At 43.2% G+C, this 23,312-nt stretch carries 19 protein-coding genes; all 19 read left to right on the top strand.

Annotated elements, in window-relative coordinates:
* The first annotated feature begins 97 nt into the window (after window positions 1–97).
* On the top strand, window positions 98–1,393 hold the full coding sequence (hisS, locus tag H5993_RS05865) for a histidine--tRNA ligase (RefSeq protein WP_204776606.1): 1,296 nt from the start codon (window positions 98–100) through the stop codon (window positions 1,391–1,393).
* Between the two features lie 3 nt (window positions 1,394–1,396).
* On the top strand, window positions 1,397–3,181 hold the full coding sequence (aspS, locus tag H5993_RS05860) for an aspartate--tRNA ligase (protein WP_204776605.1): 1,785 nt from the start codon (window positions 1,397–1,399) through the stop codon (window positions 3,179–3,181).
* Between the two features lie 301 nt (window positions 3,182–3,482).
* Window positions 3,483–3,671 (top strand): 30S ribosomal protein S21, encoded by a 189-nt coding sequence (gene rpsU / locus H5993_RS05855; RefSeq protein WP_019205763.1) that lies wholly within the window; start codon window positions 3,483–3,485, stop codon window positions 3,669–3,671.
* A gap of 63 nt (window positions 3,672–3,734) precedes the next feature.
* On the top strand, window positions 3,735–4,181 hold the full coding sequence (locus tag H5993_RS05850) for a GatB/YqeY domain-containing protein (protein ID WP_180869734.1): 447 nt from the start codon (window positions 3,735–3,737) through the stop codon (window positions 4,179–4,181).
* Between the two features lie 192 nt (window positions 4,182–4,373).
* Window positions 4,374–5,321 (top strand): PhoH family protein, encoded by a 948-nt coding sequence (locus tag H5993_RS05845; protein ID WP_204776615.1) that lies wholly within the window; start codon window positions 4,374–4,376, stop codon window positions 5,319–5,321.
* Between the two features lies 1 nt (window position 5,322).
* A complete protein-coding gene (gene ybeY / locus H5993_RS05840; protein WP_180869733.1) occupies window positions 5,323–5,793 on the top strand; it encodes an rRNA maturation RNase YbeY in 471 nt (156 codons plus the stop codon).
* A complete protein-coding gene (locus tag H5993_RS05835) occupies window positions 5,777–6,172 on the top strand; it encodes a diacylglycerol kinase family protein (protein WP_204776604.1) in 396 nt (131 codons plus the stop codon). Before ybeY ends, H5993_RS05835 begins: the two co-directional genes overlap by 17 nt.
* A gap of 12 nt (window positions 6,173–6,184) precedes the next feature.
* Window positions 6,185–7,090 carry a GTPase Era gene (gene era, locus H5993_RS05830; RefSeq protein WP_204776603.1) on the top strand — a complete coding sequence of 302 codons (906 nt, stop codon included), beginning with the start codon at window positions 6,185–6,187 and terminating at the stop codon, window positions 7,088–7,090.
* Window positions 7,091–7,101: 11 nt separating this feature from the next.
* On the top strand, window positions 7,102–7,890 hold the full coding sequence (recO, locus tag H5993_RS05825) for a DNA repair protein RecO (RefSeq protein WP_204776602.1): 789 nt from the start codon (window positions 7,102–7,104) through the stop codon (window positions 7,888–7,890).
* Between the two features lie 309 nt (window positions 7,891–8,199).
* A complete protein-coding gene (glyQ, locus tag H5993_RS05820; protein ID WP_204776601.1) occupies window positions 8,200–9,174 on the top strand; it encodes a glycine--tRNA ligase subunit alpha in 975 nt (324 codons plus the stop codon).
* The gene (gene glyS, locus H5993_RS05815; RefSeq protein WP_204776600.1) at window positions 9,174–11,243 is read left to right on the top strand and encodes a glycine--tRNA ligase subunit beta; all 2,070 of its coding nucleotides are present in this window, start codon (window positions 9,174–9,176) and stop codon (window positions 11,241–11,243) included. The genes glyQ and glyS overlap by 1 nt, the downstream gene beginning before the upstream one ends.
* Before the next feature lie 148 nt (window positions 11,244–11,391).
* Window positions 11,392–13,284, top strand: coding sequence for a DNA primase (gene dnaG, locus H5993_RS05810; RefSeq protein WP_204776599.1), 1,893 nt, complete (start codon window positions 11,392–11,394; stop codon window positions 13,282–13,284).
* Between the two features lie 2 nt (window positions 13,285–13,286).
* The gene (gene rpoD / locus H5993_RS05805) at window positions 13,287–14,435 is read left to right on the top strand and encodes an RNA polymerase sigma factor RpoD (protein ID WP_180869726.1); all 1,149 of its coding nucleotides are present in this window, start codon (window positions 13,287–13,289) and stop codon (window positions 14,433–14,435) included.
* 76 nt (window positions 14,436–14,511) lie between these two features.
* Window positions 14,512–15,870, top strand: coding sequence for an isochorismate synthase (locus H5993_RS05800; RefSeq protein ID WP_204776598.1), 1,359 nt, complete (start codon window positions 14,512–14,514; stop codon window positions 15,868–15,870).
* Complete coding sequence (menD, locus tag H5993_RS05795; protein ID WP_204776597.1) at window positions 15,855–17,546, top strand: 2-succinyl-5-enolpyruvyl-6-hydroxy-3-cyclohexene-1-carboxylic-acid synthase; 1,692 nt, start codon at window positions 15,855–15,857, stop codon at window positions 17,544–17,546. Before H5993_RS05800 ends, menD begins: the two co-directional genes overlap by 16 nt.
* Entirely contained in the window at window positions 17,536–18,327 is a 792-nt protein-coding gene (gene menH, locus H5993_RS05790; RefSeq protein WP_204776596.1) for a 2-succinyl-6-hydroxy-2,4-cyclohexadiene-1-carboxylate synthase, read from the top strand. The genes menD and menH overlap by 11 nt, the downstream gene beginning before the upstream one ends.
* Before the next feature lie 71 nt (window positions 18,328–18,398).
* On the top strand, window positions 18,399–19,769 hold the full coding sequence (locus H5993_RS05785) for a C69 family dipeptidase (protein ID WP_204776595.1): 1,371 nt from the start codon (window positions 18,399–18,401) through the stop codon (window positions 19,767–19,769).
* Between the two features lie 148 nt (window positions 19,770–19,917).
* Window positions 19,918–21,429 (top strand): YfcC family protein, encoded by a 1,512-nt coding sequence (locus tag H5993_RS05780; protein ID WP_239458000.1) that lies wholly within the window; start codon window positions 19,918–19,920, stop codon window positions 21,427–21,429.
* Between the two features lie 13 nt (window positions 21,430–21,442).
* Window positions 21,443–22,783 carry a M20 family metallopeptidase gene (locus H5993_RS05775; RefSeq protein ID WP_204776594.1) on the top strand — a complete coding sequence of 447 codons (1,341 nt, stop codon included), beginning with the start codon at window positions 21,443–21,445 and terminating at the stop codon, window positions 22,781–22,783.
* Window positions 22,784–23,312: the final 529 nt, after the last annotated feature.

The raw sequence follows: 23,312 nt of genomic DNA, 5'->3' as shown, positions 1-23,312 counted from the left end.
GATACCAAGGTGGTACCGTGCATTCTTGCACCCTTGTAAAGGCAGGGGTGCTTTTTATTTTTAGGGATAGTGGCAAAAAAGCTAGGAGGAAAATTAAATGCGTTATCAACGACCAAAAGGGACGGCCGATATTCTACCAGGCGAATCAATTAAATGGCAGTATGTTGAAGACCAGGCGCGGCGGATTTTCAAAACTTATGATTATCAAGAAATCCGGACGCCAATGTTTGAAAGCTATGAAGTTTTTTCCCGGTCAGCGGGGGATACTTCAGATGTTGTCACAAAGGAAATGTACGACTTTAAGGATAAAGGGGATCGTCACGTTGCCCTTCGTCCAGAAGGAACAGCCGGAGTTGTCCGAGCCTTTAATGAAAACAAGCTTTATGGCCCAGAATTTAAGCGACCCTACAAGGTTTACTACATGGGACCAATGTTCCGTTATGAACGGCCCCAATCTGGGCGGCAACGCCAATTCCATCAAATCGGGGTTGAAGCCTTTGGGAGTGATAATCCAGCAGTCGATGTTGAAGTGATCGCCATGGCTTGTCAACTTTTTGCTAAATTGGGATTAAGCAATTTGCGCGTGGCAGTTAACTCCTTGGGCGACAAGGCAAGTCGTGATAGCTACCGCCAAGCTTTAATTGACTACTTAAAGCCGCACTTTAATGAATTAAGTGAAGATTCGCAAGCAAGACTAGAAAAGAATCCTTTACGAGTATTAGATAGTAAGGATCCACGCGATAAGCAATTTGTTGATGATGCCCCATCCATTCTTGATTATCTTACCCCAGAAGCTCATGATCGCTTTGAAAAGGTTAAGCAAATGTTGGATGCCTTAGGAATTGATTACGTAGTTGATGACTCGATGGTTCGGGGACTTGACTACTACAATCACACCATTTTTGAAGTGATGGTGCAAGCTAAATCCTTAGGAAAGGGCTACACAACGATTTGTGGTGGTGGCCGTTACAGTGGTTTGGTTGAACAACTTGGCGGGCCAGATATGCCAGGTGTCGGTTTTGGGATTGGTTTGGAACGGTTGATCTTATTACTCGAAGAAGAAAAGGCTTGGTTACCAACCCAACCGGATCTCGATCTTTACGTCGTTGGGATTGGTGAAGCAACTAACCTTGAATGCTTAAAGATCGTCCAAACTGCTCGGCAAGCTGGATTAATTGCCGAACGAGATTACCTTGGCCGGAAACCGAAGGCGCAATTTAAGACCGCTGCTAAAGCTGGTGCTAAGGCAGTTATTACGGTTGGAACTCGTGAATTAGCAGACGGTAATGTTCATTTTAAGAATATGGCTAGTGAAGAAGAAGTTTCCCTTAAGTTGACGGATCTATTGGCAGACTTTAAGGGTGTTTATCAAGCACAATTGGGGGAAGAATAAAAAATGAAACGAACGAATTATGCAGGTCGGACGAATGAATCACAAATTGGCCAAGAAGTCGTCTTAAAGGGTTGGGTCGCTAAGCGGCGGAACCTTGGGGGGTTAATCTTTATTGATCTTCGGGACCGGGAAGGAATTGTTCAACTGGTCTTTAATGAAGAAGAAGATAAAACCGCTTTTGACATTGCTAATGAGTGTCGGAGCGAATACATTATTGAAATTCGGGGACTAGTCCGGGCCCGGGCAGAGGCCAACCCTGACCTGCCAACCGGAAAGATTGAAGTTGAAGTTAAGGAAGCGAAGATTCTTGCTCGTTCCCAAACACCAGCTTTCGAAATTAAAGATGATGTAGATGCATCAGAAGATTTACGGTTGAAGTATCGCTACATGGACTTACGGCGGCCGCAAATGATGAAGAATATGAAGTTGCGGAGTAAAGTCGCTTCAATTGTCCACAATTATTATGATAATCATGATTTTATGGACGTTGAAACCCCAAACTTAACTCGTTCTACGCCTGAAGGAGCACGGGATTTCTTAGTTCCCTCCCGACTTTATGATGGTCATTTTTATGCTTTGCCACAATCACCACAATTGTTCAAACAATTATTAATGGCAGCCGGGGTTGATCGTTATTACCAAATTGCGCGGTGCTTCCGGGATGAAGACTTGCGGGGTGACCGGCAACCAGAATTTACCCAAATTGATACGGAAATGAGTTTTGCCACTGCCGAGGAAATTCAAGAAGTTACGGAAGGCTTGATCAAGCAAGTAATGAAAGAAGCGCTTGGAATTGATGTTAAGACGCCGTTCCCACGTATGGAATGGCAAGAAGCCATGGATCGTTTTGGCTCCGATAAGCCTGATACTCGGTTTGGGATGGAAATCCACGACCTTTCTGATATTGTTAAGGATTCGTCCTTTAAGGTCTTTTCTGGAACCGTTGCTAAGGGTAATTACGTACGGGCAATTTGTGTTCCTGGTGGGGCTGATAAGTACTCCCGGAAAGATATTAGTAAAAAGGAAGAATACATCAAGCGTTACAATGCGAAAGGCCTTGCTTGGGTTAAAGTAACAGCGGATGGTTATAATGGGCCAATTGCAAAGTTCTTAAACGATCTGGCAACGCCAATTAACAACCGGCTGGACGCCAAGGAGGGTGACTTGATTCTCTTTGTTGCTGATTCTTTCCACGTTGTTTGTGACTCCCTTGGCTACTTGCGGGAAGAAATTGCCAAAGAACTTGACCTGATTAAGCCTGGTCAATGGAATTACCTTTGGGTGGTTAATTGGCCAATGTTTGAATACGATGAAGGCTTTGGCAAGTGGATTGCTGCGCACCACCCATTCACGATGTTAAACGAAGAAGATTTGCACTATCTTGAAGACGGTGAAGATCCTCATAAAGCTCATGCCCAATCTTATGACATTATTTTAAACGGAAATGAAATCGGTGGGGGATCAATCCGGATTCATGATCCAAAGGTTCAAGAAAAGGTTTTGAAGGCTCTTGGCTACACGAAAGAACAAGCTAATGCACGCTTCGGCTTCTTGCTCCGGGGACTTGAAAATGGAATGCCGCCTGAAGGAGGATTGGCCTTTGGTTTTGATCGGTGGGTGATGCTGTTAGCTGGTGCCGATAACATCCGGGATGTTATCCCATTCCCTAAGAACTCCAAGGGGGTTGAACCAATGACGGCTGCGCCAGGAACGGTTGATCAAGCCCAACTTGATGAATTGCATCTGGCAGTACAAAGTTCAACTACCAAAGAAGATAAAGCAAAATAGTAAACTATTAATGGTAACCATCCAGGTAATTTAAGTAAGTGATGATCAATTAAGTTGCCAAAAATGTCGATGTCTTCGAGGACGCTAAGCTAGCCATATCAAGAATAGCTTATCTTGATTTTGAATTAACTCATGTTTATAAAAAATAGGTTTTCAAAATTTACCAATAAAAAATTAGGTAAAATTAAAACTTTTCATTGACTTTCTTAGCGGCCTTGCCTAAAATATATTTCGTAGTGGATAAGCCAGATCTTTCTGGTTATAACAGTACGATTTTAAGCTCGGAGGGAGGGAATTAAATATGTCCAAGACTATCGTTCGGAAGAATGAATCATTAGACGATGCTCTTCGGCGCTTTAAACGTACGGTTTCACGGAACGGAACGCTTCAAGAATACCGCAAGCGTGAATACTATGAAAAGCCAAGTGTAAAACGCAAGTTGAAGTCTGAAGCGGCACGGAAGCGTAAGAATAAGCGCCGTCGTTACTAGTTGGCTCAAAGCTCCTGTTCGGTTGAATGGGAGTTTTTTTGATATTAAAGGGGATGTAGATTGATGAGTTTATTGGATCAATTAACTAAGGATATGGTTGCCGCAATGAAGGCCAAGGATAAGGAAAAGCTAAGCGTTATCCGGATGTTAAAGGCCGCGGTTACAAACGAAAAGATAAAGCTAGGTCATGACCTAAGTGATGATGAAGCGAATAGTGTTCTTGCCCGTGAATTTAAGCAACGGAAGGAATCATTAGCGGAGTTTGAAAAGGCTGGTCGTGAAGATTTAATTAACCAAATGAAGCATGAACTAGCAATCGTTGCTACTTACATGCCAAAGCAATTATCGGAAAGCGAAATTGCCCAAATTGTTAAAGAAACAGTTGCCCAAGTTAAAGCTGAAAGTATGAAGGATTTCGGGAAGGTTATGGGCGCGATTATGCCAAAGGTTAAAGGTAAGGCTGACGGTAAGGTTGTTAACGAATTAGTTAAGAAGATGCTCCAAAAGTAATCTTTACTGGCGCTAACAAATTTTGCTTTATGACTGATTGAGTTTGGATATTTTTCCATCCTCAGTCAGTCTTTTCTTATGATCTCAGTTGGCCTTTTTAACTCATCTAAAACCGGGTTGTGATATAATTTTTAAAGATAGTTTAGAAAAAGGGGAAATACTTTTTTGGTAGAAGTAGAAAAAAATATTGAAATGCAGTTTGAAATCGATAATCCACGGGTTCAAATTGCCCTTTTGGGAACGCAAGACCAATATGTTAGCCTTCTAGAAGAAGGAATGGGCGTAACAATTAACCCATTTGGTAATCAGTTAAAGATTAGCGGCCCCAACGAAGCCGTTCATTTAACAATTGCGATTCTCAACCAATTAGTTGCTCTAGTTGAACAAGGAATTACGATTGCAAGCACTGATATTGTGAGTGCGATGAAGATGGCTCATAAGGGAACGCTCGAGTACTTTGTTGATTTATATCAAGAAAAAATCATCAATGATCGCAAAGGACGCCCAATTCGCGTTAAAAACTTTGGTCAACGGCAATACGTGCATGCAATGAAAAATCATGACGTTACTTTCGGAATTGGTCCAGCGGGGACGGGGAAAACCTACCTAGCGGTTGCAATGGCAGTGGCTGCTTTAAAACGAGGTGAAGTCGAACGGATTATTTTAACCCGCCCTGCGGTTGAAGCAGGGGAAAGTCTGGGCTTCTTGCCAGGTGACTTAAAGGAAAAGGTTGATCCATATCTGCGCCCAATTTATGATGCTTTAAATAGTATTTTTGGGGCCGATCATACAGAACGGCTGATGGAACGCGGAGTTATCGAAATTGCTCCGCTAGCATATATGCGGGGGCGGACTCTGGATAATGCCTTTGTGATTTTAGATGAAGCCCAAAACACGACCAAGGCCCAAATGAAGATGTTCTTAACGCGCCTTGGTTTCGGAGCCAAAATGGTAGTTAACGGGGATGTCTCGCAAATTGACTTACCTCGCGGCGCTAAAAGTGGGTTGCTTTCAGCAGAGCAAATTTTAAAGGGTATTGATGCGGTTGAATTTGTTTACTTTAAAGCTGATGATGTTGTCCGCCATCCAGTAGTAGCTAAGATAATTTCCGCCTATGAGAAGGCAGAAGGGAAACAATAAGATGGAATTGACGATTTTTGACCATAGCCAAGGGAAGTTAAGTGAGCAACAAAAAGCTTTGGCTAAAGATTTATTAGCTAAAGCAGCAACTAAACTTAATTTGCCAGCCAATGCAGAGCTCTCGCTAACTCTGGTTCGTAATCCAGAAATGAAGGACCTTAATCGGAAATACCGGGGAGTGGATCGGGCAACCGATGTCATTTCTTTTGCAATTAATGATGACCAAGACTTTGCGGTTCCCGCAGAATTAAAAGATGAATTGCCAATGGATTTAGGGGATTTGTTTATTTCTTTGGATAAGGTTCAAGAACAAGCGCTCTTCCTTGGCCATTCTGAGGAGCGGGAATTTGGGTTTTTGTTGGTGCATGGTTTTTTGCATTTAAATGGGTACGATCACGAAAAACCAGCTGACGAAGCGAAGATGTTTAAGCTCCAAGAGGAAATTTTAACTGCCTATGGTCTTACCAGATAAGCGGCAAACCCAAAAGAACCGTCATTTTGGGCAAGCTTTCTATCATGCCATCGTTGGAATTAAGACGGTCATCAAAAACGAGCGGAACATGCGAAGCCATCTTGTATCAGCGACCTTAGTTGTTATTACGGGTTTTCTTTTACAGGTTAATTTGAATGCTTGGTGTTGGCTTGCGTTAGCAATTGCACTGGTCTGGTTTGCTGAATTTTTGAATACGGTGATTGAAGCAATTGTTAATATCATTGTTGGTGAAAAATTTGATCCGAATGCTAAAATTGCTAAGGATGTTGCCGCAGGCTTAGTGTTACTAGCGGCGGGATTAGCGGTCATCATTGGCGTCTTAGTCCTAACCCCCTACCTAATTAAATTGTTAAATTAAAGGATGAAATTAATGACTGAAAATAACTTTCGTTCCGGATTTGTAGCCTTAATTGGTCGGCCAAATGTTGGGAAGTCGACTTTACTAAACTATGTGGTTGGCCAAAAAGTGGCGATTATGAGTGACGTTGCGCAAACTACCCGGAATAAAATTCAAGGAATCTATACTTCTAAAGACGCGCAAATCGTCTTTATCGACACCCCAGGGGTTCATAAACCAATGACGAAGCTGGGAGATTTTATGGAACGCTCAACCTTATCAGCTTTGGATGAAGTCGATGCCGTACTTTTCGTGGTTTCGGCAAATGAAAAGAAAGGCCCTGGGGATGACTTTATCATTGAGCGGCTTAAACAGGTGCACCAACCAATTTATTTGGTGGTTAATAAAATTGACTTAGTTCATCCAAATGATTTACCGAAGATAGTTGCTCAATACAAAGAAGCACTAGATTTTAAAGGAATCATTCCGGTTTCGGCTCTCCAAGGAAATAATGTTAACCAGTTAATTAATGAATTGGTGACTGAGTTGCCAGAAGGACCGCAATATTATCCGGCTGAGCAGATTTCGGATCATCCGGAACGATTTGTGATTGCCGAAATGATCAGAGAGAAGGTTTTCCAATTAACGCGGCAAGAAGTTCCCCATTCTGTAGCGATTGATGTAACTTCGGTTAAACGGGAAAACGAGGACACGGTGCATATCAGTGCCAACATTGTGGTTGAGCGGCCTGGCCAAAAGGGAATCATCATTGGTAAAAAGGGTTCGATGCTCAAAAAGGTTGGTCAATTGGCTCGCCATGATATTGAAAACCTTCTAGGTGATCATGTATACCTCCAGCTTTGGGTTAAGGTTGTTCCGGGTTGGCGCGATAAAGCAGCGATGTTAAAGGATTACGGTTACCGAAATACTGATTATTAAGGAGAATAATTGTGGCTCGCATAAATACGGATTTCGAAGGTTTAATTTTATTTCGGCGTGATTATCGCGAACACGATTTGTTAGTTAAATTTTTAACCCGAAAGCTTGGGCCAACAATGTTCTTTGTTCGTGGAGGCCGCCGAAAGGGATCTAAGATTGCTTCTGCCCTCCTGCCTTTTTCGTACGGTACTTATGTTGGCTGGCTGGAAGCCGGTGAACTCTCATATCTAGTTGCGGCTAAGGAGACACACCAGTTTAAACGCATCGGCCCCAATCTTGAGGCCAATGCATATGCAACTTACCTCCTTGATTTAGTTGGTGTTGCTTTTGAAGAAGGCCGAGCAATTGGTGCTTGGTATGATCAGGTTTTAACGGCCTTAAAATTAATCGAAGCTGGAATGGATTCCCAAGTAATTGTGAATGTCCTGGAAGTGCAACTGCTCGGCCGGTTTGGGGTGGCCCCAATTTGGGATGGGTGCGTGATTTGTGGACGACAAGATTTACCCTTAGATTATTCCGAAGCACTGGGGGGTGTCCTTTGTCAACAGCATTGGTCAAAGGATCCGCATCGATTACATTTAGATCGCAAAACCGTTAATTATCTACGGATGTTTGCCCACCTTAATTTACAAAAAGTTGCTAACGTTAAAGTTGATCAAGCGACACGCCGGGGCCTTCGCCAGGCACTCGATCAAGTCTATACTGACCAAGTCGGTCTTCGCTTAAAGAGCAAACATTTTATTGATTCATTGATGACTTGGCAAGATCAATTGTCACTACCACCCCGTGATTCAAAATAAAATTAACTCTGAAACCGTTTTATATTCCGGGAAGAATTGACTTTCCAGCCGGACACGGGTACTATTAACATCGTATAATTTAAATAACTGTTGGCGATGATGGGAAAAAGAAAATTACTTTAGCGAGTAGGAAATGGTGGAAGCCTACACAATTTTCGGAGCACCCGGAGCAATCATGAAATTAAGTTGTTTTGCATTTAAGCAAAAAAACAGGGTGGAACCGCGAGTAATCGTCCCTGTAGTTATGGGTTAACCGTAGCTACAGGGATTTTTAAATTTTCACCAACAGGATCTGAAAGGAGAAACAGCATGGCCAAAAAAATGACGGTCCAAGAAATTATTTTCACCTTGGAAAAATATTGGGCGGATCAAGGATGTATGTTGATGCAAGCGTATGATAACGAGAAGGGGGCAGGGACGATGAGCCCGTATACCTTCTTACGGGCAATCGGACCAGAACCATGGAACGCTGCTTATGTTGAACCATCCCGGCGGCCTGCTGATGGGCGGTACGGTGAAAATCCTAACCGGTTATATCAACACCACCAATTCCAAGTTTTAATGAAGCCATCGCCAGACAACATCCAAGAACTTTACCTTGGGAGTTTGCGGCAACTCGGTATTGAACCATTGGAACACGATATTCGTTTTGTTGAAGACAACTGGGAAAACCCCTCAATGGGTTGTGCTGGTGTCGGTTGGGAAGTTTGGCTTGATGGAATGGAAGTTACCCAGTTTACCTACTTCCAAGTGGTTGGAGAACTGCAAATGGATCCAGTAGCTGCCGAAGTTACCTATGGTTTGGAACGGTTAGCTGAATACATTCAAAACGTTAATTCCGTTTATGATTTGGAATGGTCGGACGGCGTCCTTTATGGTGATATCTTTAAGGAACCAGAATATGAACACTCTAAGTATGCTTTTGAAGAAAGCAACCAAGAAATGCTCTTAAAGGACTTTGACAATTTTGAAAGTGAAGCCAAACGCTTGATTAAGCTCGGTTTGATTCACCCTGCCTACGACTATGTTTTGAAGTGTAGCCACACCTTCAACCTGTTAGATGCTAGAGGAGCGGTTTCCGTTACGGAACGGGCTGGCTATCTTCATCGGATTCGGATTATGGCCAAAATGATTGCTAAGGCCTTTGTTGAAGAACGGCGGAAGTTAGGCTTCCCATTAATTCATGATGAAAAGGAACGGCAAGCAGTGGTTGCAAAGTATACCAAAGCAGCCGAGAAGGCAGCTGCTCGAGCAGCTAAACGAGCAAAGAAAGGGGAAAAGTAATGACGCATTCATATTTATTAGAAGTTGGCGTTGAAGAAATGCCAGCTCACGTGGTAACGAAAAGTATTGCGCAATTGCACCGGCGGGTTGCCGATTTTCTAAAGGAAGAACGAATTGATTTTGATACAATCAAGGAATTCGCTACTCCCCGGCGGTTAGCCCTTTTGATTTCTGGCTTGGCTGACAAGCAACCAGATATTGATGAAGAAGTAAAAGGTCCCGCAAAGAAGATTGCCCAAGACGCTGATGGTAATTGGACCAAGGCCGCTCAAGGCTTTACCCGCGGGCAAGGTGTCACGGTCGACGACATTGAATTTAAAGCAGTTAAGGGCGTTGAATATGTTTTTGTAAATAAACATGTTAGCGGGAAGCCGGTTGCAGAAGTCTTAACGGCTTTACCAGACGTAATTACTGCCATGAACTTCCCAACTTTAATGAAGTGGGGTCGGCACAATTTACAATTTATCCGCCCAATTCGCTGGTTAGTATCCCTCTTGGATGATGAAGTGGTGCCATTTTCAATCTTGGATGTTAAAGCAGGACGGCAAACCCGAGGTCATCGCTTCTTAGGCCATGACGTTGAATTGAAGACTGCAACCGATTATGAAGCTACCCTCAAGGCTGACTTTGTTATTGCTGACCAAGCTAAGCGGAAGGCCTTGATTCAAGAACAAATTCAAAAGTTAGTTGCGGCTAATAACTGGGTCCTTGATGAAGATCTTGATCTTTTGGAAGAGGTCAACAACTTAGTTGAATGGCCAACCGCTTTTGCCGGAGCTTTTGATGAAAAATACCTCGTTCTTCCCGAGGAAGTTCTAATTACTTCCATGCGCGACAATCAGCGGTTCTTCTGTGTTCGCGATCATGAAGGTAAGTTACTACCGCACTTTATTTCGGTTCGCAATGGGAATGCAGAACACCTTGACAATGTGATTAAAGGGAACGAACGGGTCTTAGTACCGCGACTTGAAGATGCTAAGTTCTTCTATGAAGAAGATCAAAAGATTAGTATTGATCAATATGTAGAACGGCTCCAAAAAGTTAGCTTCCATGACCAAATTAGTTCAATGGCCCAAAAGATGGCCCGGACTGGTGCCTTAGCCCAAATTCTCGGTCAAAAGCTTGGTTTTACGGCAAACGAATTAGCTGACCTTAAGCGAGCCAGTGAAATTTACAAGTTTGACTTAACAACCCAAATGGTCGGTGAATTTGCCGAATTGCAAGGGGTAATGGGTGAAATTTACGCTAACTTGGCTGGCGAAAAGGCAACTGTTGCCCAAGCAATTCGGGAACACTACTTGCCAATTTCGGCCGAAGGAGAATTGCCAACCAGTAAGCTAGGTGCGCTCTTGGCGATTGCCGACAAATTAGATTCAATTTATAGTTTCTTTGCGGTTGGCTTAATCCCATCGGGTTCAAATGATCCGTATGCTTTACGGCGGCAAGCAGCCGGCATTATGCGGATTTTACTTGCTCAAGGCTGGCACTTACCAATTCTCAATTTCCAAGGCCCAGCCGCCAAAGCAGTTAGTGCTCAAAAGCTGACTTTTGATTACACTAAGAATTCCGATCAGGTTCGGACTTTCTTCTTAGACCGGGTAAAACAATTGCTGAGTGATGAAGCACTTCGGCATGACGTAATTGATGCTGCTACGGATACTAAGGTTGCCGATCCAGTAAACATCGTAGCGGCCGCTAAGTTATTGGCACAACACCAAGATGATGAAGGTTTCAAGGATCAAATTGAAGCCCTAACCCGGGTAATTCGGATTGCAAAGAAGGCACCGGCTAACTTGCCAACAATGGTTGATGAAAATAAGTTTGTTAATCCATCTGAAGGAAAGTTACACGCTGCTGTGACTGCCTTAGCAAGCCAAGCTAATCAATTAAGTCTGGCTGATTTATTATCACAACTGTTAAGTTTAGAGCCAGTCATCACTAATTACTTTGATGAAAATATGATTATGGACAAGGACGAAACAATTAAGAATAACCGATTAGCGCAACTTGTAACCTTAGCTGACTTAACGGGGCGCTTAGGAAACTTAGACCAGTTGATTGTGAAGTAGTAAAATTAAAAAGTTAACTTTGCTTGTGTTTTATTTATTTTATGTTAAAATGTATACTAGTATTATTAGGTAGTGTTTAAAAGAAAGGTCGCATTCCATTTCGGGAGCGACCTTTCGTAACTATGTTGCATTAACGGGGGGTTACTGAATGCCAAAGATCCCAGAGGAGTTAATTAATCGGATTCGGAGCGCCGTTAATATTGCGGATGTAATTGGTCAAGATGTTCAATTACAAAAGCAAGGGAAAAATTTGGTGGGTCATTGTCCGTTCCATCAAGATAATACCCCGTCCTTTTCGGTTAACCCTGAAAAACAATTTTTCTATTGCTTTTCTTGTCACCGGAGTGGAAATGTTTTTAGTTTCTTGCAACAATATCACCATTTAAGCTTTCCGGAGGCAGTTGAGGAGGTTGCTAAATTTGCTAACTTTCAACTGCCGCAGGAGTACCAAGGACATCCTCAAGCCACTCCAGCAAATCCGGAACAAGCCCAGCTGTTAAAGATCCATGCTGAAGCAACCAAGCTTTATCATCATGTCTTAGTTAATACCCCAGCTGGTAAACTTGCTTTGCAGTACTTAACTCAGCGGGGAATGACGGTTGATTTGATTAACCAATTTGAGCTTGGTTATGCCCCTGATCTAGGTGCGGATAAGCAAATATTGCATGAATATGCGCAAAAGGCTGGTTTTGACTATCAATTACTTCGTAAGTCAGGTTTATTTGTTGAACGGCATGATGGCCAACTAAGGGACCGTTTCCATGGACGGGTAATGTATCCGATTAAGGACAGTCATGGCCAAGTTATTGCCTTCTCTGGTCGAATTTTTGGAAAAAAGGCATCGGCTAATACACCAAAGTATTTAAATAGTCCGGAAACAGACATCTTTAACAAACGCCGGACCCTTTTTAATTTAAATTTAGCCCGGGAGGCCGCCCGAGAAGTTGGTCATTTAACCTTGTTTGAAGGTTTCATGGATGTAATTTCTGCTTATGGTGCCGGAGTTAAAACGGGAATTGCTTCAATGGGGACAAGTTTTACCAGCGAACAGGTCCAGATTATTGCTCGCCAGGTAAAACAGCTTAATATTGCCTATGACGGGGATGAAGCCGGACAGGCGGCAATTGACCGGGCCCTTAAGTTAGTTGAAGATACGGCTCCAAATTTAAATTTACGCGTTGTTCAGTTGCCGGCTGGATTGGACCCGGACGAATACGTCCAAAAGTATGGAGCAATTAAATTTCAGGACTATATGGAGCACCGAGAGGAAACCCCGGTTGATTTCCGCCTTAGCTACCTGCGGAATGGACTGAACTTGAAAAAACAGAGTGATTTAATTGCTTATTTAAAAGCTGCTTTACAAGTTATTCGTGTAATTCCCGATCCCCTTGGTCAAAGTGTTTATCTTAAAAAGTTAGCGACTGAGTTTGGCCTTGATCAGGGAAGCTTAGAACGACAATTGGCTGAATTGCCGCAACCTCAAGTAGTTACACCACCCCCGATTGAAGATAATGGTGAAATACCGCATGGCTTTGACCCGCCACCGGCACCAGAAAAAGTAATTATTAGCAATCAGCCACCGGTTACCCAACCCCTTTCGAAAACTGATCGTGCAGCACAAATATTGTTAAAATATTATTGTAGTGATCAAGATATCCGTTACCAACTTGATGCTCGGCTTGAGTTCCGGTTTCCACAGGCTAGTTACCAGCACTTATATGAAGTAATTAAAGATTATTTTAGTGATCAAGAAAAGTTTGATGTTGCAGCGGTGATGGATCGACTAGAGCCGGCAGCGCAAACGTTATTGGGTCAGGTTGAAAAGCAATTGGTGAATGAGGAAGAGAAACAACAAGTTGTGAAGGATTGCCTATTTGTTCTGGATCAGGAATTCCCGTTGGCTCAAAAGATTGAGGAAACTCAGGCGGCAATAAACGAAGCAAGTATGATTGGGGATACCGACCAATTAGTACGTCTTACAACCGAGTTGGTACAACTCTATCAACGTCAGCAATCAATGAAGACGGAGGAGATTAATTAATAATGGTAAAAAATACGAAAAAAGATCTTGTAATTTCGAACCTGGAAAACTTTAACCAAGCGGAATATGATAAGGCTGTGGGGAAGTTAATCCGGACATATAAGCGAAAAAAAGAGATCGAATATGATGAATTAACTGATCAAATCGCGACACCGTTTGGGTTGAACGCTGACGGAATGGATAATTTAATGCAAAACGTGGAAGATGCTGGGATTAGTGTTGTTGATGAAAACGGTGATCCAGATCCGCGTGCCTTAAAGGCAACTGAAAAATTATCTAACAAGGCTTTAAAAGATAAAGATACGTCAGCGCCAACCGGGGTTAAGATTAATGACCCAGTGCGGATGTACCTGAAAGAAATTGGGCGGGTTAACCTTTTAACAGCGGACGAAGAAGTTGCTTTAGCTTTGCGAATTGAAAAGGGAGACGAAGTTGCTAAACAGGAATTAGCTGAAGCTAACTTACGGTTAGTGGTTTCAATTGCTAAGCGGTATGTTGGTCGCGGAATGCAATTTCTTGACTTAATTCAAGAAGGTAATATGGGGCTGATGAAGGCCGTTGAAAAGTTTGATTACCGGAAAGGGTTTAAGTTCTCAACTTATGCAACCTGGTGGATTCGGCAAGCAATTACCCGGGCAATTGCTGACCAAGCGCGGACGATTCGGATTCCAGTTCACATGGTTGAAACTATCAATAAGTTAATCCGGATTCAGCGGCAACTTCTACAAGACCTTGGTCGGGAGCCTCTTCCTGAAGAAATTGGGGCTGAAATGGACATGCCAACCAAGAAGGTTCGCGATATCTTAAAGATTGCTCAAGAACCGGTTTCTTTGGAAACCCCAATTGGTGAAGAAGATGATTCTCACTTAGGCGATTTCATTGAAGATCACGATGCCACTAGTCCAGCGGACCATGCAGCTTATGAAATGATGAAAAAGCAACTGGAAAACGTCTTGGACACTTTAACTGACCGGGAAGAAAATGTCCTTCGGCTCCGGTTTGGGTTGGATGATGGTCGGACCCGCACCTTGGAAGAAGTAGGTAAAGTTTTCGGGGTTACTCGGGAACGAATCCGGCAAATTGAAGCCAAGGCTTTGCGGAAGCTACGGCATCCATCACGGTCCAAGCAATTAAAGGATTTCTTAGAATAGATCGTTAATTTAGGGAGGGCAGAAAGAAGCGACGGTTTCTTCCTGCCTTCTTTTTTATTCAAAAAGGACGATGAAAATGGAACCAACTTCAATCATTAAATTAACTCCAGACCAACTGCAAGCTAGTCGGGGAAAGTATGTTTCTTATGCTTATGACCTTTCACCTCAAGATCCTTTTAAGCTTTTCCAAAAGACAGCTGCCTATCAAGGACAACGAAGTTTTTGGCAAACCAATGATGGACAACAAACCTTGATTGGTTTACTACCTTTAAAACAATTTTACAATTGTAGTATTGAAAAGATCCAAGCATTTCAAATGAATTTTAGGGCAAACTGGCTTAACCTCACACCAATTAATGGGCAATCCCCACGGTTATTAGGAGGGTTTGCCTTTAATTTAAAGGATCAGCCAACTTCGGTATGGCATCGGTTGGAAAATGGTTACTTTATGCTACCGCAGATTTTATTTATCCTTTCCGCCAAGAAGGCGCAAGTTGTCCTAACAACCATTTCGAAAGCCAATTTAGCGGTCCAATTACAGCATTTACAAGCACAAATTAAGGTGATCCTGGAACAAAAGCCAATCACTGAAGTTGCTCAACCAATTAAGGGTGAAGAACTTGCCGTTACAAAGTGGTTAGCTTTGGTTAAAAGAAGTGTTGCCCAAATTAAAATTGGGGAAATGAAAAAAGTGGTTTTGGCCCGCCAATTAAAGGTTACGGGGGAAAAGGCTTTTAATTCAGCAACGATTTTAGGCCGGCTAATAAATCAGCAAGCAAACACTTATCATTTTCTGGTCGAAGATGGCGAAACCTTCTTTATTGGGGCGACTCCCGAACGGTTGATTCAAGGGACCGGAGAAAAATTTGCCACGGCCAGTGTAGCTGGTTCAATTGGACGCGGGCAGACGACGATCGAAGATATCAAACTCGGTAACCAGCTACTCAACGATGCTAAGAATCAGTATGAACATCAAATTGTTGTCGATCGGATTAAACAATCGCTTAAGCCTTTTGTTCAGACTGTAGAGGTTGGTCCCGCCCAACTTTTGAAGAATCATGATATTCAACATATTTACCATCCAATTATGGGGAAGCGACTGCCAAATAAATCGCTTCTATCTGTTGTGAAAGCACTCCATCCGACACCCGCTTTAGGAGGAGAGCCTCGGGCAACCGCAATCGCATGGCTTGCAAGTGAAGAAGAAGTTGGCCGGGGGATGTATGGTGGCCCGATTGGATGGTTAGACTTGATCCATGACGAAGGTGAATTTGCGGTAGGCCTTCGGTCAGGCGTCTTTCACCAAAACGCTGGCTACTTATACGCTGGTTGCGGGATTGTCGCCGCTTCAGTACCAGAAAAAGAGCGCGCGGAAACCCGGTTGAAATTTCAACCAATGTTAAGGGGGATTAGTGATCAATGGATACTCAAATAGACCTTGCTAAATATTTATTGGCATTTATTCAAGGGTTAAAAGAAGCGGGGGTTAGTCAAGCTGTAATTAGTCCGGGTTCCCGCTCAACTCCATTGGCGATTATGCTTCACCGGGATCCAGCAATCACGACGTACTTGGACGTTGATGAACGTTCGGCCGCCTTTTTTGGCCTCGGCCTAACCAAAGTTAATCAGCAACCGGTTGCCTTAGTTTGCACCTCGGGGAGCGCCGCTGCTAATTACTATCCGGCAATCTGTGAAGCCGAGGCAACAAACCAACCACTGATCGTTTTAACTACTGATCGTCCCGCTGAATTACAAGGAGTTGGTGCTCCGCAAGCGATGGACCAGGTTAACTTATATGCAAGCCACGTCAAGAAGATGGTTCAATTGGCATTGCCAGAAGCAAGTGCGACAATGTTGGCATATGCGCATTGGCAAGCTTTTGCGACGACTAGCCAGGCCTTAATAAAGCCAAAGGGGCCAGTGCAAATTAATTTGCCGTTCCGGGAACCGTTATTACCAGCAGATCCCACTTTAATCACTTCCCAAAAGTTGCAGCCGATTCAAAGGTTGGCACCTCAACGGCAAGTTGAGCTTGCCCCGTTAAAGGCGCTTTTTGAGCAACCGGGTTTGATAATTGTAGGTGAAGAACGTTCAAAACAAGAAGCCCAGTTATTGATGCGGTTAGCTGCGAAACTTAATTGGCCCTTACTTGGGGACCCGCTAACCAACCTAGGTGATCATGAGCAAAACATCGCTTACTTACACCAAGCTGATCTGATTTTTCAAGCCAAAGTTCCAACCCCGGCGGTAATCTTACGTTTTGGGCGCCTCCCTGTGACAAAGCCAGTTATGCAATGGTTGACTAAGCAAACCTGCCCAACAATCTTGGTTGAAGATGGGTCCCAAATGAAAGATCAACTTCATCAAGCGAATTACTTAATTGATAGTTCAGTTGCCAATTTTTTGGCTGGCATAAACGATCTAAATTTGACACCGATTAAGGATGACTGGAAGCAAAAATGGCAAAACTACCAAAGATTAGCTGAAGCGGTTGTCCAAGAGCATGTGGCAAAACTGCCTTGGGGTCACTCTGCAGTGGCCGCTTTGCTCGGCCAGCAACTAAAGCGCCAAAATCTTTTTCTTGCCAACAGTAATTCAATTCGCTTGGTAGATCGTCTTTCGGTTGCTGAAGATCAGACGGTGCAGATATATGGTAACCGGGGGGTTAACGGGATTGATGGCCTAAATTCGACCGTTGCTGGGATAACTACTGCAAGTCAACGAGCAACCACCCTCTTGATTGGTGATCTGGCCTTTTTCCATGATATGAACGGCCTGGCAATGATTAAACGATACCAATTACCAGTAACCGTCGTCCTGTTAAATAATAATGGTGGTGGGATCTTTGCGTTCTTATCCCAAAGTCAGCTTCCCCAAGCCGAGTTTACGGCCCTCTTTGGGACTCCTCAAGATCTTAACTTTAAGAAAGTCGCGGAATTATATGATTTTAAATACCATCGTCCGCAATCACCAGCTGAATTCGTTAAATTATTAAATCAACCGGGACAACATTTAATTGAAATAATAGATGATCAGCAAGCCCCAGTTAAAGCCTGGCAAGCGATGGTTAAGGATTATCAGGGAAGGATGGCAGAGCATCATGCCGACTAGTGCGTTACATTCTGAATGGCTTCAATGGCAAGATGAAACTTTCCCAACTTTGGTCTGTCTACATGGCTTTACGGGCACACTAAATACTTTTCAAAATTTAACATGGCCCCATAATTGGAATGTATTAGGGGTCGATTTGATTGGCCACGGCCAAAGTCCAATTTATGTTCATCCAGACGAATATCGCATGCCCAGAGTAATTCAAAATTTAAAAAAATTAATGCTCGATTTAAGGATTGCAAAGTATACTTTACTTGGTTACTCAATGGGTGGTCGGGTTGCCTTGGCTTGGGCCCTGAATGATCCAAAGGTCGTGCGGGTGATTTTAGAAAGTTCCCGCCCGGGGATCGCTGACGATCGGGTACGCCAAGAACGCCAGGTTAAGGATAATCAGCTGGCTAGGCGAATTTTAACGCAACCGCTTGTAAACTTTGTAAATGATTGGGAGAACTTACCCTTATTTGCGACGCAACGAAAACTGCCAGCTATAGTTCAGGACCGGGTGCGGCAAGAACGCCTAAGTCAAGTCCCGTATGGATTAGCAATGAGTTTAATGATGATGGGAACGGGTCAGCAAACTAATTATTGGCCCCAGTTAAGCCAAATTTGTCCGGGCCTGTTGATTACTGGGGATGCTGATAATAAATTCCAGCGAATTGCGATGGCAATGCAAACAGTTGCCCCTCAATTACAGCATCAGGAGCTTTCAGGGGGTCACTGTGTTCATCTGGAAAATCCGCTGCTGTTTAGTCAAACAGTTATTAATTACTTAAATCATTAAGTTTCACAAGTTAATTAATTATTAAAATTAGTTTGTGATATAATTAACGTGATGATGAGGAGGAACTACTAATGCCATGTACTACGATTTTAGTTGGGAAAAAAGCTAGTTTGAATGGGTCTACAATAATTGCCCGCCAAGAAGACTATGGCCAAGCTTTAAATCCGCAACGGTTTGTTTTAGTAACCCCAGATCAACAGCCGCGCAAATACGCTTCGAAGACGACTAGTTTTAAATGTACCTTACCGGATAATCCCCTTCGCTATACTTCAGACCCCGATGCGGATCCCGCTTATGGGGTCTTTGGGGCTGCTGGAATTAATGAAGCTAATGTAGCGATGACGGCGACTGAAACCAGTACCACGAATTCCCGAATCCTAGGGATTGATCCCTACAACGAAGAAAGTGGGATTGGGGAAGAGGATTTTGTGACCTTAATTCTCCCTTACATTCATAGCGCCCGGGAAGGGGTACAACAATTAGGCAACTTATTAGCTACGGCCGGAACCTATGAATCAAATGGGATTGCCTTTAGTGATCAAAATGAAGTATGGTACGTTGAAACGATTGGTGGCCACCACTGGGCAGCAATTCGCATTCCGGATGATTGTTACGTGATTGCGCCAAACCGGTTTAACATCACCGCGTTTGATTTTAATTCGGTCGATACGATGGCCAGTCCAGATTTACAAGCCTTAATTGAAAAGTATCACCTTAACCCCGACCAAAATGGTTATAATCTTCGTCATATTTTTGGAAGCACGACCATGCAGGATGCGCGGTATAACAATCCCCGGACTTGGTATGTGCAAAAACTTTTTGGTGGAGCACCAATGACTGACCCCACTTCAATGGATCAACCTTTCTGTTGCCATCCTAACCATTTGATTGCCGTTGAAGAGATTAAACAAGCTTTGAGTTCGCATTATCAAAATACGGTCTACGATCCGTATGGCGGTACTTCTGGCAAGCAATTCCGGCCAATTGCCTTGAACCGGAACTTAGAATTACACATCCTTGAAATTCGTTCGCAGGTTCTAGCAAGCTTAGCTGCGATTCACTGGCTGGCCTTTGGACCAAATACTTTTAATGCGGTAGTACCATTTTATGCGAACGTTTTGACTACCCCAGCGCCGTACGAAAAAACAAGCCAGCAATTTGATCCGACTAACATGTACTGGTTAACCAATACCTTAGCTGCCCTTGGCGATCGGCGCTATCAGGCGGTCGCTGGAAAAGTTGAGGCCTTTGAACAAACGGTCGTTGCTAAGTGTCGCCATCGGCAATTACAGGCAGATCGACAGGCAAGCATTCAAGCGGATATCCCAGCTTATCTAACTCGGGTTAACGATGAAATGGCCACGATTAGTCAACAAGCAGCAATTAAGTTGCTTGGCGAATTAGTTAAGGATGCTTTCCCTCATGAGCAACTTTCTTATTAGTGCTTTAATAGTTTTAAAAAGCGACGTGAACACGAAAATGTTCCGTCGCTTTTTTAGTCTGTTCCATTACTATCTCCAGTTTATTGAAAGTGCTTTCATTAAGAATTATAATTAATATGTAAATTATTTAACAAAGGAGTGGATTGGGATGGAAAAGACTGTTAAAAAGCATAAGTTTAAAATGCCGTCAGCCTTTACGATTTTATTCATTATTATTGTAATTGTAGCAATTTTGTCCTGGATTATTCCAGCGGGAAAATATTCAACCGATAGTGGGGGAAATATTATTGCCCATACTTATCGAACCGTAAAGTCTAATCCGCAAGGGTTATGGGATGTTTTCATGGCGCCAGTGATTGGGATGGTCGGCGATGATAAGACTGACGGGGCGATTTCGGTATCGCTTTTTATCTTAGTTATTGGTGGCTTTTTAGGAGTGGTAAATAAAACCCGCGCCCTTGATGAAGGGATTAGTTCAATTGTCCGTAAATACAAGGGAAAGGAAAAGCAATTAATTCCAATCTTGATGATGCTCTTTGCCCTAGGGGGTTCAACCTACGGGATGGCGGAAGAAACGATTGCTTTTTACCCGCTCTTAATTCCAGTGATGATCGGGGTTGGCTTTGATTCAATTGTTGCCGTTGCCATTGCTTTGATTGGTTCACAAGTTGGGTGTTTAGCCTCAACGGTTAATCCCTTTGCAACTGGGGTTGCTTCGCAGACCCTAAACATTTCTCCTGGGAATGGCTTGCTTTCCCGGATGCTTCTCTGGTTGATTGTTGTTGGAATTAGTATCGCTTACGTTTACCACTATGCTTCAAAGATTGAAAAGGACCCCACCAAGTCTTTTGTTTATCATCAACGCAAAGAAGACTTGCAACGGTTTGCAATTCCAGAACGGACCGAGGATGAAGCAACAATTACGGGTCGGCAAAAAGCAGTTCTGTGGCTCTTTGGCTTAACCTTTGTGATTATGATCCTCGGCTTAGTGCCATGGTCAAGTTTAAACCAACATTTTACCTTCTTTGATCACTTAAATACATGGATCACTACGACGCCAGTTTTAGGGACGATTTTTGGGAAAGACGCGGTAGCGCTTGGAACGTGGTACTTCAATGAAATTACAATGTTATTCTTCCTCATGTCTGTGATTATTATGTTTGTCTACCACATGAAGGAAAGTGACTACATCGAAGCCTTCATGAGTGGAATGGGGGACTTCTTGAGCGTGGCCATCATTGTTGCCGTTGCCCGGGGAATTCAAGTCATTATGAATAATGGTTTAATTTCCGGGACGATTCTCCACTGGGGTGAATTAGGCCTAGCTCATTTATCACAAAGTATCTTTATCTGTTTAACTTTCGTCTTCTATATCTTGATGTCCTTCTTGATTCCATCAACCTCCGGACTTGCAGCTGCAACGATGGGGATTATTGGGCCAATGGGACACTTTGCTCACGTTTCGAGTGACCTGGTCATTACGGCTTACCAAGCTGGCTCCGGTTGGGTTAATCTGATCACCCCAACTTCCGGGGTTGTGATGGGAGCGATGGCAGTGGCGCATATCAACATTAGTACTTGGTGGAAGTGGATTGCTAAATTAATGTTGTACTTGTTTATTGCCATTTGTCTATTTTTAGGAATTTCAGCGATTTTATAAGGGAGCGACTTAAATGACTGAAAAAACAGTGATTACTGATCAGATTAAAATAGCAGCAGTTGAAGCCCTAAAAGCCTTAATTGCCCAACCGTCATATAACCAACCAGCTGAGCCAGGAGCTCCATTTGGACCAGGTATTCGGCAAGCCTTAGATCACATGATGGCTTTATGTGATCAATTAGGTTTTCGGACTTATACTGATCCAGCTGGCTACTATGGTTATGCCGAAATTGGAGAAACTGGGCCAACCTTCGGGATTATCGGCCACCTAGATACCGTTCCCGCAGGAGATTTGACGGCTTGGGATACCGATCCTTTTCAACCAATAGTTAAGGATGGCAAGCTCATTGGTCGAGGCGTCCAAGATGATAAGGGACCAACGATTGCGGCTTTGTATGCCGTTAAGGCTTTGCTAGATGCCGGTTATCACTTGAAGCAAAAGATTCGTTTCATTTTTGGGACCGATGAAGAAATTCTTTGGCGCGGAATTGCCAAGTATAACGAAAAAGAATCTCCAATTGATGCTGGGATTGCGCCTGATGCGGAATTCCCATTGATCTATGCTGAAAAGGGCCTCCTTCAGGCTTATTTGGTTGGACCAGGGACCGACCAATTTAGCTTAAAGATGGATAATGCTTTTAATGCGGTTCCGGCCAAGGCCGAATACGCGGGGCCAAAGGTAGCAGCCGTTGTTGCGGCACTTAAAAAGCACAACTTTGAATTTGAAGCAACTGACAGTAAGGTTGCAGTCTTGGGAAAGTCAGTTCACGCTATGAATGCTCCTCAAGGAACCAATGCAGTTTTGCGCTTATTAATTGCAATGAACGATGTTTTTGATTTCAAACCCTTGAAGTTTATTGGTGAGCTCTTCAAAGAAGATGCAACGGGGGAGAATGTTTTAGGGAAGATTGAAGATGAATCGGGTCAATTAACCTTTAATATTTCAACCTTTAATGTGAATGAAAAAGAAACGCGGCTCCAAATTGACTTACGCTTGCCAGCAACAATTTCCAAAGAACAAATTATCAAGCAACTCGATGCTCGGGTTAAGGAATTTGATCTTCATTATGAAGATTACGATTACTTAGCGCCATTGCTTGTGCCAAAGGATAGTGATTTGGTAAAGACCTTAATGGCCGTTTACCGGGAAAAGACCGGTGATCAAACCGCTGAACCAACGATTTCTGGTGGGGCAACCTTTGCCCGAACCATGCATAATTGTGTGGCCTTCGGGGCCATGTTGCCAGATGTACCAGACTTTATGCACCAAGCGAACGAACAATGGCCGCTTGCTAGCATGTATAAGACAATGGATATCTATGCAGAAGCGATTAAGCGCCTGTGCTTTGAATAAAACGATCTCGTTTTTGAAACCATACCAGACCGAATCGGATAGCAAGGAAGGCAATGGCCATTCGGCGATTATGCTGGTGTGATCAACTAAATAATAGAAAAAAGGCCACTAATAAAGGTTAAGTTGGGTGAGTTAGACAGGTTTTCTGTCGTTTGTAAACCCATGCAAGGCCATGGAGGATAATGCCGATAATCATGAAGGTGATGTCCTCTTGGCCCAGTTGTAACCTTTAAGTTAGTGGTCTTTTCGTTTTTTCCCACCCTCTTTGTCATCTCCGAATGTTACTTAGTAACTAAGGTCAAAAAGCACGGCCTTAGTGGATAAGTGCGGACGAAAGGCCGATTCTAATGAATCAACCTTCGTCCTTCTTATCCTAACCAGGCCGTCAAGGAGCTTTTTTCCCAACCTCTTTCCTACGATTAGTCAAGCGAAAAGTTATCGAAAATTAGCGTACACTAAACAAACCTGATCTAAATAAGAATTTAAAAATCAGGAAAAAGTGATATATTAAAGAAGAGGGTTAATCCTC

It is taken from the genome of Limosilactobacillus alvi, assembly GCF_016900115.1.
Classification (GTDB): domain Bacteria; phylum Bacillota; class Bacilli; order Lactobacillales; family Lactobacillaceae; genus Limosilactobacillus; species Limosilactobacillus alvi.
The sequence above is the reverse complement of the archived record's forward strand: the minus strand, read 5'-3'. Positions and strand labels throughout refer to the sequence as shown.